General features: G+C 48.8%; 11 protein-coding genes. 4 read left to right on the forward strand and 7 right to left on the reverse strand.

What is annotated here, in order from left to right:
* Nucleotides 1-43: 43 nt before the first annotated feature.
* The 7 genes from CWI70_RS04675 to grpE all read right to left on the reverse strand — a co-directional run bounded on the left by CWI70_RS04675 (nt 44) and on the right by grpE (nt 10,528).
* The gene (locus tag CWI70_RS04675) at nt 44-841 is read right to left on the reverse strand and encodes a M48 family metallopeptidase (protein ID WP_126770993.1); all 798 of its coding nucleotides are present in this window, start codon (nt 839-841) and stop codon (nt 44-46) included.
* Between the two features lie 29 nt (nt 842-870).
* The gene (dnaJ, locus tag CWI70_RS04680) at nt 871-2,016 is read right to left on the reverse strand and encodes a molecular chaperone DnaJ (RefSeq protein ID WP_126770995.1); all 1,146 of its coding nucleotides are present in this window, start codon (nt 2,014-2,016) and stop codon (nt 871-873) included.
* A gap of 112 nt (nt 2,017-2,128) precedes the next feature.
* Complete coding sequence (gene dnaK, locus CWI70_RS04685; RefSeq protein ID WP_126770997.1) at nt 2,129-4,051, reverse strand: molecular chaperone DnaK; 1,923 nt, start codon at nt 4,049-4,051, stop codon at nt 2,129-2,131.
* A 154-nt stretch (nt 4,052-4,205) separates the two neighbouring features.
* Complete coding sequence (locus CWI70_RS04690) at nt 4,206-5,849, reverse strand: tryptophan halogenase family protein (RefSeq protein ID WP_126770999.1); 1,644 nt, start codon at nt 5,847-5,849, stop codon at nt 4,206-4,208.
* Nucleotides 5,850-5,875: 26 nt separating this feature from the next.
* Nucleotides 5,876-6,667: a hypothetical protein gene (locus CWI70_RS04695; protein WP_126771000.1), complete on the reverse strand. Its 792-nt coding sequence runs from the start codon at nt 6,665-6,667 to the stop codon at nt 5,876-5,878.
* Nucleotides 6,668-6,785: 118 nt separating this feature from the next.
* A complete protein-coding gene (locus CWI70_RS04700) occupies nt 6,786-9,755 on the reverse strand; it encodes a TonB-dependent receptor domain-containing protein (protein ID WP_126771002.1) in 2,970 nt (989 codons plus the stop codon).
* A 164-nt stretch (nt 9,756-9,919) separates the two neighbouring features.
* Nucleotides 9,920-10,528, reverse strand: coding sequence for a nucleotide exchange factor GrpE (gene grpE / locus CWI70_RS04705; RefSeq protein WP_126771004.1), 609 nt, complete (start codon nt 10,526-10,528; stop codon nt 9,920-9,922).
* A 102-nt stretch (nt 10,529-10,630) separates the two neighbouring features.
* Between grpE and nadK the strand changes: the two genes are divergently transcribed.
* From nadK to CWI70_RS04725, 4 genes are all read left to right on the forward strand, one after another.
* Complete coding sequence (nadK, locus tag CWI70_RS04710; protein WP_126771006.1) at nt 10,631-11,521, forward strand: NAD(+) kinase; 891 nt, start codon at nt 10,631-10,633, stop codon at nt 11,519-11,521.
* A gap of 88 nt (nt 11,522-11,609) precedes the next feature.
* Nucleotides 11,610-13,289 carry a DNA repair protein RecN gene (gene recN / locus CWI70_RS04715; RefSeq protein WP_126771008.1) on the forward strand — a complete coding sequence of 560 codons (1,680 nt, stop codon included), beginning with the start codon at nt 11,610-11,612 and terminating at the stop codon, nt 13,287-13,289.
* 116 nt (nt 13,290-13,405) lie between these two features.
* The gene (locus CWI70_RS04720; RefSeq protein ID WP_126771010.1) at nt 13,406-13,753 is read left to right on the forward strand and encodes an outer membrane protein assembly factor BamE; all 348 of its coding nucleotides are present in this window, start codon (nt 13,406-13,408) and stop codon (nt 13,751-13,753) included.
* 52 nt (nt 13,754-13,805) lie between these two features.
* Entirely contained in the window at nt 13,806-16,547 is a 2,742-nt protein-coding gene (locus CWI70_RS04725) for an insulinase family protein (protein WP_126771012.1), read from the forward strand.
* The last annotated feature ends 117 nt before the right edge of the window (nt 16,548-16,664 follow it).

A 16,664-nucleotide genomic window follows, 5' to 3' on the forward strand; every position in this document is an offset into this window, starting at 1 on the left:
GACCCGTGGTAGAACCACGGGCTACCAACAGCAAAGAACGCTGTTAAGGTTTCGGGCAGTTCGCGCGGGGGGCTTGGCGATAGGTTGGCATTGCTTCAGCGCTTAGTTGCTCTAGCGCATCGATGCGGGTTTGTGGCGATGGATGCGTTGATAAGAATTCTGGTGGCGTTGGCCCGCCTTGTTTGGCCATATTTCGCCACAACTCTGCCGCTTCACGCGGATCATAACCGGCCGATGCCATGTACTGCATCCCCAGTTCGTCTGACTCACTCTCGTGAATCCGCGAGTAAGGCAAAATATAACCTAATTGTAGGCCCACACCGAGCACACCCATCACCAGCGCCGCTTGGTCACTATCCATTTCTTGACCGATGAGCATACCACCAAGCTGCAAACCAAGACCTGCCGCAAACTGATTCGACATCCGCTCATTGCTATGTTGAGCAATCACGTGGCCAATTTCATGGCCGATAACCGCGGCTAACTGATCGGGAGTTTCGGCAACATCGATGAGTCCGGTATAAACGCCAATCTTTCCGCCCGGCAAGGCAAACGCATTCACCTGCTCACTCTCGAATACCGTTACGTCCCACTGCTGCTGCGACCATGGTGATGGCAGCACCGAGATGAGGTCATTGGTAATGCACTGCACATACTGATTGAGTGCTGGGTCTCGTGAAACCTTTTCTTTTTCTTTAATGGAGCTATAACTTTGCGCACCCAGTTGAGCCAGTTCATCACTGCTAAATAGTTGCAGTTGCGAACGACCTGTCGGCGATTGCGTACAAGCCACCAGTCCAGCGACTGCCGTTGCAATGAAAACCGTCTTCAAGGTGCGCATATGCTTTCTCCTAACTTTCGCCTCCGCGACTAGCCACGGAGGTCATCAAAGAAACGTTTTACGCCATCGAAAAAGCCTTTTTCTTTCGGGCGATAACGTGCGGCTTCATCGCCACTGCCCATCGACTCATCCAGTTGACGCAACAAATCCTTCTGCTTTTCTGACAAGTTGACCGGTGTTTCCAGCACCACTTTACAGATAAGATCGCCAGTCGCTCCAGTACGAACTGAACGGACACCTTTGCCACGCAAGCGGAACAGCTTACCGGTTTGCGTTTCCGCAGGTATCTTCAGTTTCACCTTGCCTTCCAATGTCGGCACGTGAATGTCGCCACCTAACGCTGCATGCGTAAAGCTTAAAGGTACTTCACAATATAAATTATTGCCATCACGTTTGAAAATTGGATGCTCGCGCACGTGAACCTGCACATACAAGTCGCCCGCTGGAGCGCCCATTTCACCCGCTTCACCTTCACCATTTAAGCGGATACGGTCGCCGGTATCAACGCCTGCCGGAATTTTTACATTCAGGGTTTTAGTGCGCTCTACGCGACCTTCGCCATGACAGGTGCGGCATGGATCTTTAATGACCTTGCCGCGCCCACGACAGTGCGGGCATGGCTGCTGCACCGCAAAGAAGCCTTGGCGCATTTGGATGTGGCCAGCACCATGACAGTGTGAACAGGTTTCTGCGCCACTACCTTTGCGCGCACCTGAACCGTCACAATCTTCACATTCTGACAGTTTCGGTATCTTCAGCTCGACTTCTTTACCACGCACCGCCTCTTCCAGCGATAATTCAAGGTTGTAGCGTAAATCAGCACCTCGTGCCGCTTGCGCACGACCACCACCGCGCCGGCCGCCGCCAAAGATATCACCGAACACATCACCAAAAATATCCGCGAAGTCGGCTGCGCCAGCACCGCCACCACCAAAGCCACCTTGGCCTTGTTCAAAGGCTGCGTGTCCATATTGGTCGTAGGCTGCGCGTTTTTGTGGGTCCATAAGGACTTCATACGCTGCTTTCACTTCTTTAAACTTAAGCTCTAGCTCTTTATCACCCTTGGTACGGTCTGGGTGATACTTCATCGCCATACGCTTATAAGCTTTTTTGATGTCGCGTTCGCTGGCATCTCTGCTTACGCCCAGCACTTCATAAAAATCTGGTTTCGCCATAATCTTGCGTCTTCCACTTTTCCTAATTTGCTTTGTCCTGATACAAACACACGGAGGCCACCTGCTGGCAACCCCCGTGCGTTGTTATCACAGACACCCGGTGGGCGTATGCTTACTTTTTCTCGTCGTCTTTGACTTCCTCAAACTCAGCATCAACAACATCGTCGTCTTGCTTCGCTTGTTGCTCGCCAGCATCGGCATCAGCGCCAGCTTGCTGCGCTTTTTGCTGCGCTGCTTCCATGAGCTTGCTCGACGCCTCAATAAGCGCTTGCTGTTTGGCTTCGATTTGTTCTTTATCGTTCGCCTTCACAGCTGCTTCTAGCTCACCGATAGCCGCTTCGATTTTCTCTTTCTCTGCGCTATCTAAGCTGTCACCAACTTCTTCAAGTTGCTTACGAGTCGCATGCACTAAGCCGTCCGCTTGGTTGCGTACTTGCACCATCTCTTCGAACTTACGGTCTTCCTCAGCGTGTGCTTCGGCGTCACGTACCATTTTCTCGACATCTTCGTCGCTTAGACCTGATGAAGCTTTAATGGTGATCTTTTGTTCTTTACCTGTGTCTTTATCTTTCGCAGACACATGCAAGATACCGTCAGCATCGAGGTCAAAGGTTACTTCGATTTGCGGTACACCACGTTGGGCTGGGCGAATACCTTCTAAGTTAAATTGACCTAATGATTTGTTGTCTGCCGCACGCTTGCGCTCACCTTGGATAACATGAACAGTTACCGCTGACTGATTGTCTTCAGCAGTTGAGAAGGTTTGCGACTGCTTCGTAGGAATCGTCGTATTCTTCTCGATCAGTTTGGTCATCACGCCGCCCATGGTCTCGATACCGAGCGACAATGGCGTTACGTCAAGCAACAAGACATCTTTCACGTCACCTTGCAACACACCAGCCTGCACCGCAGCACCCACAGCTACTGCTTCGTCAGGGTTCACGTCACGGCGTGGCTCTTTACCGAAGAAATCGGTCACGGCCTGCTGTACTTTCGGCATCCGCGTTTGGCCACCGACCATGATAATGTCTTGAATATCGCTGACCGAGAGGTCTGCATCTGCAAGTGCTTGTTTAACCGGTTCCAATGACTTACTGATCAAGTCTTCAACCAATGACTCAAGCTTGGCGCGCGTTACTTTAATCGCCAAGTGCTTAGGACCGGTGTTGTCCGCAGTAATATACGGCAAGTTCACTTCGGTTTGCTGTGCAGATGACAATTCGATCTTAGCTTTTTCGGCCGCTTCTTTTAGACGCTGCATTGCCAAAGGATCTTTGCGTAAATCGATACCTTGGTCTTTCTCAAACTGCTCAACCAAGTAATTGATTAAGCGGTTGTCAAAGTCTTCACCACCAAGGTGAGTGTCACCATTGGTAGCAAGTACTTCAAAGGTATGTTCGCCTTCAACTTCATCGATTTCGATGATTGAAATATCGAAAGTACCACCACCTAAGTCATACACAGCGATGGTGTTATCGCCTTTCTTCTTGTCCATACCGTAAGCAAGTGCAGCTGCGGTTGGCTCGTTGATAATACGCTTAACTTCCAAGCCAGCAATGCGGCCAGCGTCTTTGGTTGCTTGGCGTTGCGCATCGTTAAAGTAGGCAGGCACAGTAATAACTGCTTCGGTCACTTTCTCACCAAGGAAGTCCTCCGCAGTTTTCTTCATCTTTTTCAAGATTTCAGCAGAAATTTGCGGTGGCGCTTTCTTATCGTCATTGATCTGAACCCATGCATCACCATTGTCCGCTTCGACAATTTTGTAAGGCATAATGCCGATGTCGCGCTGCACTTCATCATCTTTAAAACGACGACCAATCAAACGCTTAATTGCAAATAGGGTTTTATTTGGGTTGGTTACCGCCTGACGCTTGGCCGGCTGACCCACTAAAGTTTCACCGTCGTCTGTAAACGCTACTACCGAAGGCGTTGTACGATCACCCTCAGCGTTTTCGATAACGCGTGCTTTGTCGCCATCAAGTACAGCAACACACGAATTCGTTGTACCTAAATCAATACCAATAATTTTGCCCATGACTGTCTCCAAACTCCAACATTCAAAATACTTCGTTATTCCTGATATGGGGCATCTCTAAATTTTTTCAATGCCCGCTCAGGTAATTTATCTTTGGTTGACAGTGTTATGGGGTTGCGAAAAAGGATTACAAGCCTTGTGGTTAATTTTTTTCTTAAACCCAGCCTTTTGGACGCGCAGCTGTTGGGTAGTCCTTCATGCCCAACGCTCGCTGGAGCCAGAGTTCATGTGGCGGTAGCATCTGTCGCGCCATTTGCAAACGTTGCAAAATTGCCGGATTGACTTGGGTTGGTGGACGGCGCTCACCGAACCATTGATCACATTCCTCTTGCAAAAATTCCATGCCATACAAAATGCATTCGTAACTTTCGTGATTCCATAAGCCGCCCGTATCTACTGGAGAGCGTGCATCCATCAGACCAGAACCGAGCGGTGGCAGCGCACCATCGGCTTGCCCAACAAGCGCAGCGAAATTTTGGTCTTGAAAGTCATGAGCACTCGGTGGCTTATGCCGCCAAAACTCAAACTTAGCTTGCAAGCGATCAGTAATGTGCTCACGCTCTTGTACGGTACGCCAAAACTCGGTATCAGTGCGCTTCGTCAGGCAGTAATGCATGTTGATAAAATCGAGAATTTCATAATAACGGTTGGTCATCAGACGGTTATATCGTGCAGCAAGAATTTCTTGATCTTCTCGGCGCCAAGGAAAGTGCTCAGCGAGTAGCACCGCACCTAAATCACTCAAATAAAGTCCGGTCGATTCAAGTGGCTCAATAAAACCGCCAGATAAGCCAATAGCGACACAATTACCTTGCCACTGTTGATGACGTCGCCCTGCTTTAAAAGGTATAAAACGGCACGGTAAATCATCGGTATTGCCGCCCTGATAGGCGCGCATTTCACGCTCGGCTGCCTCTTCATCAATGAAGGCACTGGAATGCACATAACCAATCGAACGACGGGTTTGCATGGGGATATCCCAAATCCAGCCGTTCGACAACGCTGTAGCGGTCGTATAAGGCCGCACCATGCCTGGATAATGCGTGTCATATGGCACGTGCATCGTCACCGCACGATCGCAAAGCAGGTACTTGCCAAAATCTTCGTAGCCAACGCCCATTTCTTTTTCCAACAGCAGCGAGCGGAAGCCGGTACAGTCGACAAAAATATCCGCCGTGATTTCTTGGCCTTTGTCGGTGGTAACACTCGCAATATCGCCATTGGCATGCTTCTTCACTTCCGCCATATTGGCCATGGTATGTACAACATTTCGAGCGGTGGAGAAGTCACGCAGATAATCGGCAAATTTTTGCGCATTCATCTGATACGCATAATTAAGCCGCGCCCCCATGCGCCATTCACCAAACATAACGGGGGCGCGCCCCCACTCACAAACTAAAGGCTGAATCGAGCAGGTTTCCATGAACGGCACACTGCGGTCAGAGCGAAGCCAATCACTACCGGCGTAATCAATAGGTTGAGCGCGTAGACTACTGAACGGATGGTGGTAAAAACTGTTGTCATTGTGAACCCAGTTCACATATTTGATCGATTGCTTAAACGTACCTTCGGTGACCCGCATGAATTCCATTTCGTCAATACCAATAGCGGCGAGTAAGTGTCGCATCGAGGGAATCGTTGCTTCACCGACCGAAATACGGGGTGTGTCAGGTGATTCGAGTAGCTCGATATCAACACGATGGTCATTACCCCGCCGATTTAACGCGCCATTGAGATAAGCAGCCGCCATCCAGCCAGCCGAGCCACCACCGACAATAAGAATCTTCCGCTTTTCCATAACCTACTCCGCTTAGTGCGTTGTAATTATTCGTTGTAACCGAGTAACGTTCGGAGGCCCGGAGCTGCATAATCAACCAGTTTACGTTGTTGCTCAGGTAGCTCATTCGGGATCGAAAATGCTGTATTGCTCAAGTTATCGCGGTAGGTCCCGCTTTGCTCGCGATCCGCACCCACGCGGATACGCTCGCGCCAGTCCGCTGGAAATTCGCGTAAGTTAAGCGGTGCCAACAATTCGCGGAAATACGACTCTGCTTCATCGCTGTCGAGATTGACGACGTTGTCGCGCAACTCCTCGTAGCGCACCAGTTTCACACCCGTGCCCAACCATGCTGCTGCGTTATTATCGAAAATATCAGCCAATGACGGCACTTTTTGGTGGATACCAAAAATCATCATGTTGAGAATCTCTTCAAGATTAATTTGCCCAGCCTTGAGATGCTCTAAATTACCTTGAAAATTATCTGATAAGAAGAAACGTGCGCGCGCTAAAACCCAGTCGTAAGGGTCACGGACCACCACAATATGCTGCGCTTTGTGAAGCGCGATGCAGGCCTCGTCAGAAAAAAGCAAATGCCCCCAACTTAATTTGGGCTGCAACGGATTAAACGCTCCGACATGCTGCCGCAAAACCGGAATTTGAATGAAAGTATCGTGGTATTGCTGGTTTACGGGCACAAACATCCGAAAGATATTGCGAATTAAATGGGTGCCACATTTCGGCACTGAATTCAAAAAAACGGGAACGGTTAGAACTTGTTGGTCAAAGTCCTGATTACGTTCGTTAAGAGTATCAGGCTTGGTCACAATACGCGCCATTGTTTGCTCACTGTTGTTGTTATTCGTTCTATGAGTTTGCCATTTTCGCGGCCTATAAAAAAGAAAATGCCGACAAAAAGTCGGCATTTTATCTTAGTGCTTGTGTCTACACTGCTAATTAAAAGTCATAAGCAATGTTGACGAAGGCACGGCGACCTAACCAGTCGTACTGACTGTAGAAGGCTGCGTTACCTACACGCGTCGCGTAGCTGCTCGAAGAAATCTGAGGAGCTTCTTTATCGAATGCATTCGCAACACCAACAGTGATACTCAAGCCTTCGTCGATAAAGTCACGAGTTGCAGAGAACGCATGATAGATCACCGATGGAGTAGCAAGGTCGATACGAACCTCCTCACCCCAATAAGTAGCATCATCACGGTACTCGCCGTCACCATACCACTCGTGGTTCGATGCTTCACCGATGTAACGTGCGGTCCAGTTATAGGTCCAATCACCTTTCATCATCGCAAAGTTGAAGTTACCCACGTGCTCAGGGCGACCTAAGCGACCAGCGCGGTCTTGGCGCTCACTGGTTGGTAGTAATTTGCTTGAAGCTTCAATCTGATACGTGTGCTCATAACTCAATTCGAACTCAGCGAAATCAGTAGAGAACGGATAGCTCATTTGCAAATCGACACCAGTATTCACTTGGCTTGCGATGTTCAAGTAATTACCTTGAACTTCTTCAACGCGCAGGTCAGTTTCATTACGGAAGAACTGATCACATAGCGGCTCTGATTCGAAGTTCTGTGACGAATAACAACCACCAACGATTTGGCCTGCGCCAAGCAGTGTTACTTCACCTTCGATTTCGATATCGAAGTAGTCGATACTCATCGCGAAATCAGTGAAGCTTGGTGTCCAGACGAAACCAACAGTGTTCGCAGTAGAAGTTTCAGCTTTAAGCGTACCGAAACCACCACCAGTGACGACTGTGGCTGAAATTGCACCACCAGCGTAATCTTCCGGGATGCCGTCAGCAGCACAGTTTGCCGCAACATTATCGGAAATATTACCCTGTTCGAGATTCTCACCCCAACGAATACATGGATCAACACTACGCTGGCTTGCGAAGCTTGACTGGTCGTTTAGGAACAATTCGTAAAGCGCTGGTGACCGGAACGATGTACCACGTGAAGCACGAATACGGAAACCTTCAACCACTGACCAGTTCAAGCCCGCTTTATAAGTAGTATCGCTACCATAGGTTGAAACGTCAGTGAAACGACCTGAAACCGAAACATCCAAGCTTTCCATTAATGGCAAGTCTCGAACAACTGGGATTTGCACTTCTGCAAAGGCTGCGCGCGTGAATGATTTACCACGTGTGATACCTGCAGATGACATACCCCAGCTGTTACCCTGAAGTGTCACTTCTCCTGGGGTATCATTGATCTTATCTTGCTGGAACGATAGACCCGCTGCCATGCCTACAAAGCCGGCTGGGAGTTCCATTAGATCACCAGTAATAATACCTTCCAACGTGCGTTGGTTATAAATGGTGTTACCGGTTTCAGAACCGAACAAGAATTCTTGCATTTCTGGGCTGATATTACCCGCCAAGAATTGCGGATCGAGCCACGGTACATCTTTACAAGGAATACCACGTACCGACAGCTCCATACCTTCACATGAGCCGGTCAGGAAGTTCTGATCGAAAATCGCATCTTGGTAGATGATTTTCTGCTGATAGTCACCATCACTGCGACTGTCTTGGTAGTTGATATCCCAGTACCAATCACCGATTGAGCCTTCGATACCGGCAACAAAACGACGATAATCTACAGTAATTTCGCTGCCCGAGTGATCCGTGATCGGCGTTGGGCTTAACCACTGCGCACCTGTCCAGCCTTCGCTACGCGTATCACCAGAGAAGAAGTTTTCGTTGTAGAGGTAGCTCCAGAACTGACGATAACCATTTGTGATGGTTTTACGACGGTTTAACAACACTTCGGTGTACAAAGTTGTGGTATCTGACGCCCAGTATTCACCTTCAACAAAAACAGTCGCAACTTCAGTTTCTGGTGAAAGCGTTTCTAAGTCTTGGAAAGGATGGTCGGCATTGGTTACACCGAACGATTCACGGTCATAAGCGACTGGGTACCAGCCTTCTGGGGTACGCATAGAGTTAGGACCGGTCGCGCGATCGTTAAACGAGTCGAGGTACTGACCTAAGTCACCATCGTAATCATACTGCGCTTTTGCACCTGGAGGTACTTCGCCCGAGTAGTCATAGATCCAAACATGGCCCCAAAGTAAGTCATTACAATGGTATTCGTTGGTACGTGGATCAACTACATCGACACGCTCACCTGAATCTGGGTCGAAGAAGTAAGGGGTACCACAAGCAAATACATCACGGTCACCACGCGCAAGCTCTTGGGTGCGCTGGTAGTCACCGACTACGCGTAATGAGCCGCTGTCAAAGCTACGGCCCATGGTACCGCTTAAGCGGAACTGAGCACCGCCGTCGTCCATCGGCTGACTCATGTTCAGGTTGAGGCTACTTTCATCACCCGATTTAGTGATAATGTTTACAACACCAGCAACAGCGTCAGAACCGTAAAGTGAAGAAGCACCATCTTTCAGGATCTCAACACGCTCAACGGCAGACAAAGGCATGATGTTCAAGTCGAACGCAGAAACCTGACCACGAGTACCCGCAGGGCCGATACGGCGGCCATTCAACAATACCAACGTACGGTTCGCGCCTAAACCACGCAGCGAGAAGGTTTCAGTACCCGTACCACCTTCGGTGACAAAGGCAGTTGAAGTCGCCGCTGTGATTTGGTTTGAACCCGCAGCAACGGTAGAAGTACGCAATAAATCACCAAGCGTGACAAGACCTTGGTCAACGGCGTCGCTGGCATTAATGATTTCAACAGGAGCGGCCTGGTCGAGGCCATCAGTGCGGATGCGAGAACCCAAAACTTGGATTTTCTCTTGCGGTTCTTCAGTTACCGCATTGTCATTATCTTCGTCTGAACCGGTATCTTGCGCTAAGGCTACAGGGCTTGTTGCGGCGAACACGCAACCCATAGCGATAGCCAAGCGACTCAGCTTCAACTCTTCGAGGAATGTAGTCATAGGACATCCTTTATTGTTTTTATGATGATTATCATCTAAGAGGAACTCGAAAGCGCAGGCTTTTCCTCCCCCTAACGCTTGATAATAAACCATAAGAACAACATTACAACCTAAAAATGTTGCTCAGGACGCCCCTAGACTGGCTTCTTTGTTTCAAACCTGTGTCAGTTTTTTACCACCATTACCATCGCTGGACGTAATAAACGTCCGCTCAATGTGTAGCCTTTTTGCATCACCGCCAAAATAGTATTGTTCTCTTTGCCTTCAGCAGCTTGCATTGACATCGCTTGATGCAAATCTGGATTAAAAGTTTCTCCTTCTTCGCCAACCGCTTCAACACCAAATTTAGTTAGCGTGCTCAGCAGGCTCTTGTGCGTAAGCTCAATACCCTCCAGAAAGTTGGCATTAATGCTTTCTTCTTGGTCTGCGATCGCTAGCGCGCGTTCGAGATTGTCGACCGTAGTCAACAATTCATTGGCAAACTTCTCCAGAGCAAATTTATGCGCCTTCTCAACATCTTGCGCAGCGCGACGACGCACATTTTCCATTTCGGCGACAGCTCGTACGGCACGATCTTTCGATTCTTCCGCCCGCTGCTCCGCTTGACTGAGTGCAAGCTCCAGCTCAGCAATACGTTCGTCTGCTACGGTTGACAGTACTTGCTCTTCACCGCTGTCTTGCGTCTCGCTTTCTGTCTGCTCTACAGTTTCTGGCTCGTGCTCATCAACTGCAACTTTTTGTTCATTTTCCTTCGCAGAATCGTGTTGGGTCATGTTTCGTTACTCTTTCAATGTGATATAACTAAGCTTGTGCTCTGTTATGGGGGCACGATTTTTTGATTCAAGGTATTTTGCATAAAAATCGAGGGAAGTTTTATGGCAAATCCACAGGCGCTAGCCTTTCAACGCATTGCTCTACTCGGTAAGGTCAATCATGAAGCGACCCGCGCCACGCTCCTTACCTTAGAGCAAGAGTTGGGATCCCTTGGTTTGGATGTCATCATTGAAGAGCGCACTGCGCAACAGCTCGATCGGCGTGAACGAGCGACCCTTCCCCTCGAGCAACTGGGTGAAGCCGCAGACTTAGCAGTGGTCGTGGGAGGTGACGGCAACATGCTCGGCGCGGCACGCATTCTTTGCGAGCATAACGTCGCCGTGGTCGGCGTTAACCGCGGCAACCTCGGTTTTCTTACCGATCTTGACCCCGACCATGTCATGCAGCAACTTCGTGCGGTATTAGCGGGTGACTTTATCACTGAAGAACGCTTCCTATTACAAGCCGAAGTCATCCGTAATGGTCATCGCCATAATGTTGGTCGTGCGATCAACGAGGTCGTGCTGCATTCTGACAAAGTCGCCCACATGATCGAGTTTGAAGTTTATGTCGACAGTGACTTCGTTTATAGCCAGCGTTCTGATGGATTAATCGTAAGCACGCCTACCGGCTCCACTGCGTATTCGTTATCCGGTGGCGGACCAATTTTAACCCCGGGATTAGACGCGATTAGTTTAGTTCCTATGTTCCCACATACCTTAAGTAGTCGCCCCATCGTGGTCGGTGCGAACTGTACCTTACACCTCAAACCTTCACCGGATAATGGTAATTTGCAGTTAAGTTGTGACGGCCATATGCGCATGGAAGTACTCCCCAACGACGAAGTGTTGATCCACAAATACGCCTATACTTTGACGCTATTACACCCTAAAGATCACAGCTACTTCAAAGTGTTACGAAATAAACTCGGTTGGGGTAGCCGACTCTTTTAAGCTCTGACTTGCATTACTGTATAAATACTGTATAACTACTGTATGTAAACACAGTAGTTGTAGCACGTTATGCGTAAGGAGCTTTTTTATGTTGGTGCATCTACACGTTCGCAATTTTGCCGTCGTTCGGCAACTCGACGTTGACTTTAAACAAGGTATGACCGCCATTACCGGTGAAACCGGCGCAGGAAAATCAATTGCTCTCGACGCTCTCGGGCTTTGCTTGGGCGACCGTGCCGATAGTGATGCCATTCGCCCTAGTGCAGAGAAAGCGGAAGTCATCGCAAGTTTTCAACTAATCCCGTCAGGCCCCGCACATGAATGGTTAACGGCACAAGAGTTGCTCGACGAAGATGAACCTGAACACTGTGTTCTGCGTCGTGTCATAACCCGCGAAGGGCGTTCTAAAGCGTGGATCAATGGTTGCCCTGTGAACGTCACACAATTGAAGCAACTAGCGCCGCTGTTAGTGAACATTCACGGTCAACACGAACACCAATTGCTCACCAAACCGGAACACCAGCTTGAATTACTTGATGCGTACGCACGCCATGATGACCTGCTTAACGATGTTAGCTCGGCTTATCGCCAATGGTACGATTTGCGAAAAAAACAAAAACAAGCGATACAACAACAGGAAGAGCGTCAAGCACGATCACAACTGATCCGTTATCAAGTGGAAGAGCTGGATCAATTCGCACTGCAAGAAGGTGAATACGAAGAGCTCGAACAACTGCATAAGAAATTGAGTAACAGTTCTGCTTTACAAGAAGACAGCCAATTTGCGGTCAATGCCCTCTTCGAAGGTGAGCATAATAATGCCTATGGGTTAGTTCAGGCTGCCGTACAACGCTTGGAACAGCAACTCGACAATGATCCAACACTCGAGCCCGCAGTTAAAATGCTGACTGAAGCCAGTGTCCAAATCGAAGAAGCAGCCCGTGAATTACGTCATTACAGTGACGCTATCGAGCTCGACCAGGATGCTTTAGCAAACGCCGAGAAACGTGTCACCCAAGCTGTGCAATTAGCGCGCAAGCATCAACTTGAACCAACGGCGTTGCCAAGTTTACATGCGCAATTGAAAGCTGAATTAGCAGAGCTCGACGCCGCCGCGGATGCGCTGGCTAACTCTGATGAAGCCGTTCAAGTTGCCGCACAACATTATCGATCATGTGCTGCAAAGCTATCGGCACAGCGCCAACACGCGGCAAAAGAGTTAGGTGAACAAATTTCACAATCCATGCGTGAATTAAATATGCCGCATGGGCGCTTCGTTATTGCAGTGGAGCATCAAGCCGATGCACCAGCAACACGTGTTGGCACCGATAATGTGCAATTCCAAGTTACCACCAACCCAGGCCAACCGCTGCAGTCATTGGCTCGGGTCGCGTCCGGCGGTGAGCTTTCGCGTATCAGTCTTGCGGTACAGGTGATTGCCGCCGCACAAATGACAACTCCGACACTAATGTTTGATGAAGTTGACGTTGGTGTAAGTGGTGCTACTGCCGCTACAGTTGGTAAATTATTGCGCCAACTTGGCAAGCAAAATCAGGTGATTTGCGTGACACATTTACCGCAGGTTGCCGCCCTAGCTCACCAACAATTACGGGTAGATAAAACGACCGACGGTGAGCATACTGAAACCCAAATGACCGCCCTTGATCACGACAACCGTGTGATCGAGCTAGCACGGTTACTTGGGGGAGATCGCATTACCGATACCACCAAAGCGAATGCCAAAGAATTATTGGCAAATGCTAGCTAAATGAACGTTTCCGCAATAAATAGGTCAATCTAAACTCTGCAAGGCTAGTTATTCAGCCTTGCTTTGTTTATCATCAGAACTATTGAACTCCATAAACGAGAAGTAAAGTCTATTTTATGAAGAAATTATTGTTGGCAAGCCTAGTGATCGCACTGAGTGGTTGCTCCGTATTTGATGGTCTAGTACATCGGATTGACGTCCCACAAGGTAACTATTTGGAGCAACGCGATGTTGACCAACTGCGCATCGGTATGAGCAAAGAACAAGTGAATTATGTTCTTGGCGCACCGGTCGCCGAAAATGTATTTGCCGACGACACTTGGTACTATGTATTCAACATGGATTCTGGCAGTGGTGATGATTATCGTCGAACAGTGACGCTCACTTTCGTTGATAATAAACTCACAGACTATGCTGGTGATTTTGATCGTCCAAAGAATTTTGACACGCCGCTGGATCAATAAACAGGCTGTTGCCAGCGCACTTCCGTAATTTTAAGCACCGAATGGGGAGTGTATGGAACCGAGCAACAGCCTCGAGCGCTTCACTGACATTATTAAAAGCCCGACTGACCATCGCCACTATGCGATGGTTCGCTTACCTAATGGCTTGCGCTGTGCGCTCGTACACGATCCTGATGCACAACAGAGCACAGCCGCTGTAGCGGTCGCTGCCGGTCACTTCCAAGATCCCAATGACACCCAAGGACTTGCTCACTTCCTCGAGCACATGCTGTTTTTGGGAACCCACAAATACCCCGAAGCCACTGCTTACCAAGACTTTACTCATCAACACGGCGGTCACCACAATGCGTGGACGGGAACTGAGTACAGTAGTTACTATTGCAGTGTGGACGCCACAAGCTTCGCCGCTGCTCTCGACCGATTCTCGCGCTTTTTTTACGAGCCGACATTCAACCCTGAATGGATTGCCAAAGAAGTTAATGCGATAGAGTCTGAGTTTCAGATGAAACGCAAAGACGAGTTACGACGGTTGTATCAAGTCCACAAGGCAACCGCCAATCCTGCGCATCCCTTTTCAAAGTTTTCCGTAGGGAATTTCGCGACACTTACAGAAAACGGTGACACCACCGGCCTAGACCATCGCATGCGTGAGTTTTTCGCGACCTGGTACCGAGCCAATCGTATGACACTTGTGTTGGCGGGCCCGCAATCACTGGACGAGCTAGAACAATTGGCGCACCAGCACTTTAGCGCCATCGTCGGCAATGGGCCTTCTGCTAGCCCAGAACAAGCAGCTCTTTATTTACCTGAGCAGCGTGCGGTGCAACTCAATGTTCGTCCATTAAAAGACGCTCGCCGTTTAATACTTGCTTTCGCACTACCTAGCATCGACGACGACTACCCCTACAAAACCACAAGTTTCATCGCTCACTTATTAGGTTACGAAGGACCTGGCAGCCTCTACGCTGAACTGCATCACGCAAATTTAATTAATAGCTTAGCTGCCGGTGGCGGTATTAGTGGTAGTAACTTCAAAGACTTTAACCTCAACATGCAACTCACTGCGGAGGGGCTAGCTAAAACCGATCAAATTATTATGGCAGTGCTAGGAGCTGTTGAACGAATTAAGAACGAGGGGCTTGAAGATTGGCGTTACCGTGAGCGACAAGTCGCTATTGCTAACGCATTTCGTTTTCAAGAGCCAGCTCGGACGGCCGACCTTGCGCCACAACTTGCTATCAATATGCATCATTATGAGCCGCATGACTTGATCTTTGGCGACTATCGCATGGACCAGCTCAATACCACTAAAGCTCGCGAATTACTGAATCTTATGCACGTGGACAATTTGCGTGCAACGCTGATTCACCGAGAGGTCGAAGTCGATCAGCATGAACCGATTTATGGTACTGACTATCAACTACGTCCGTTCACCGAAGAGCAGAAGGACAAGTGGCGGAATGCACAAACAAAAAGCATTCAATTGCCGGCGCCCAATCCTTACCTCCACCCGTTAAGCTCACCGTTGCCGCTGGAAGAGCCGATTTCACGGCAACCACAATGTTATCAGCTAGCGGAAGGCCTCACGTTGTGGCATTTACAAGATCCTGATTTTAGAGCACCCAAAGCGCACATTTATTGTCAATTTACGTTGCCAAATGTTACGGCGAGTGCGCGTCATTACGCCAGCGCCCGCCTCTGGTGTGAACTGATGATCGATCGCCTTAATGAAGATTGTTACGATGCCGAAATTGCGGGCCTACATTTTAATATTTACCCACAGCACTATGGCATCACTTTACACATAAGTGGTTACTCGCAAGGTATCGTAGAGCTCAGCAAAGATCTTCTGCAGCGCATGCGTTCGACGTCTTTCAGTGACTCGCGCTTCGCCGATATCAAACAAAAACTATGTGTCAATTGGCAGTCAGCGCTTGCGAACAAACCTCTAAATCTGTTGTTTGCTCGCTTAAATGTTTTACTACAACCTCATATGTATGCACTTAGCGATCTTGCAGAGGCCCTCGACACTATTACCCGCGCAAGCTTCGATGCTTGGCATGAGCAATTATTTGCAGCGGTTGAATTAAAGCTATTTGCCCACGGCGATCTGACCCCGAACGTACTTAAGCCCTTGACTGACTGTGCGTCACAAAGCTTTTCGATGCAAGCTGACTTGCAAGCCAACATGCCAGCCACACGCGACCTCGAACAACTTAAGCACGCTGGGAAACTCGACGCTCGTGGCCAACTTGAAACGCACCACTCTGATCATGCGGCAATGCTGGTTATCCAAGGCCCTGACACCAGCGTCCTGCAACAAACCAATATGTTGTTGCTCAATCAGTTTATTCAGCCGCACTTGTTTAATGAACTTCGCACGCGTCAACAACTCGGTTATCTGGTGGGCAGCACCTATATGCCGATAGAGCAGCGCCCTCATCTACTCATGTATGTGCAATCGAGTAACCAGCAAGCAGAGCACTTATGCGACGCACTTGACGAATTTAGGCAGCATTTTTTAAGTCAATTCGATGATCGTATTCACGATGAACTCGAGCAAGTGAAGGGATACCTCATTCGTAAGTTACGTGAACCAGATACCAATTTACGCTTACGTAGTCAGCGTTTATGGAGCACTATTTCGCCAGCTGATGTAAGTTTTGACCGCCTTGAACAAATGGCCCTAGAGCTTGAATCGAATACAACTTTGTTTTTCATCAAGCAATTAGCCGAAATCCTAGCTACAACGGGGCATCACGGCTATATTACGGCAACTCCTAAAGAACTTTGACAGCCTCGAGATTATTGGGTAACTTGAGCGGTATAACAAAAATAAGAGTTGTGGCGAAACACAACCCAACAATGGGATGACACGTGCGCTTTGATACACAATTGAGAAAGTGGTGGT

This window comes from Pseudidiomarina homiensis (assembly GCF_003987225.1).
Classification (GTDB): Bacteria; Pseudomonadota; Gammaproteobacteria; order Enterobacterales; family Alteromonadaceae; genus Pseudidiomarina; species Pseudidiomarina homiensis.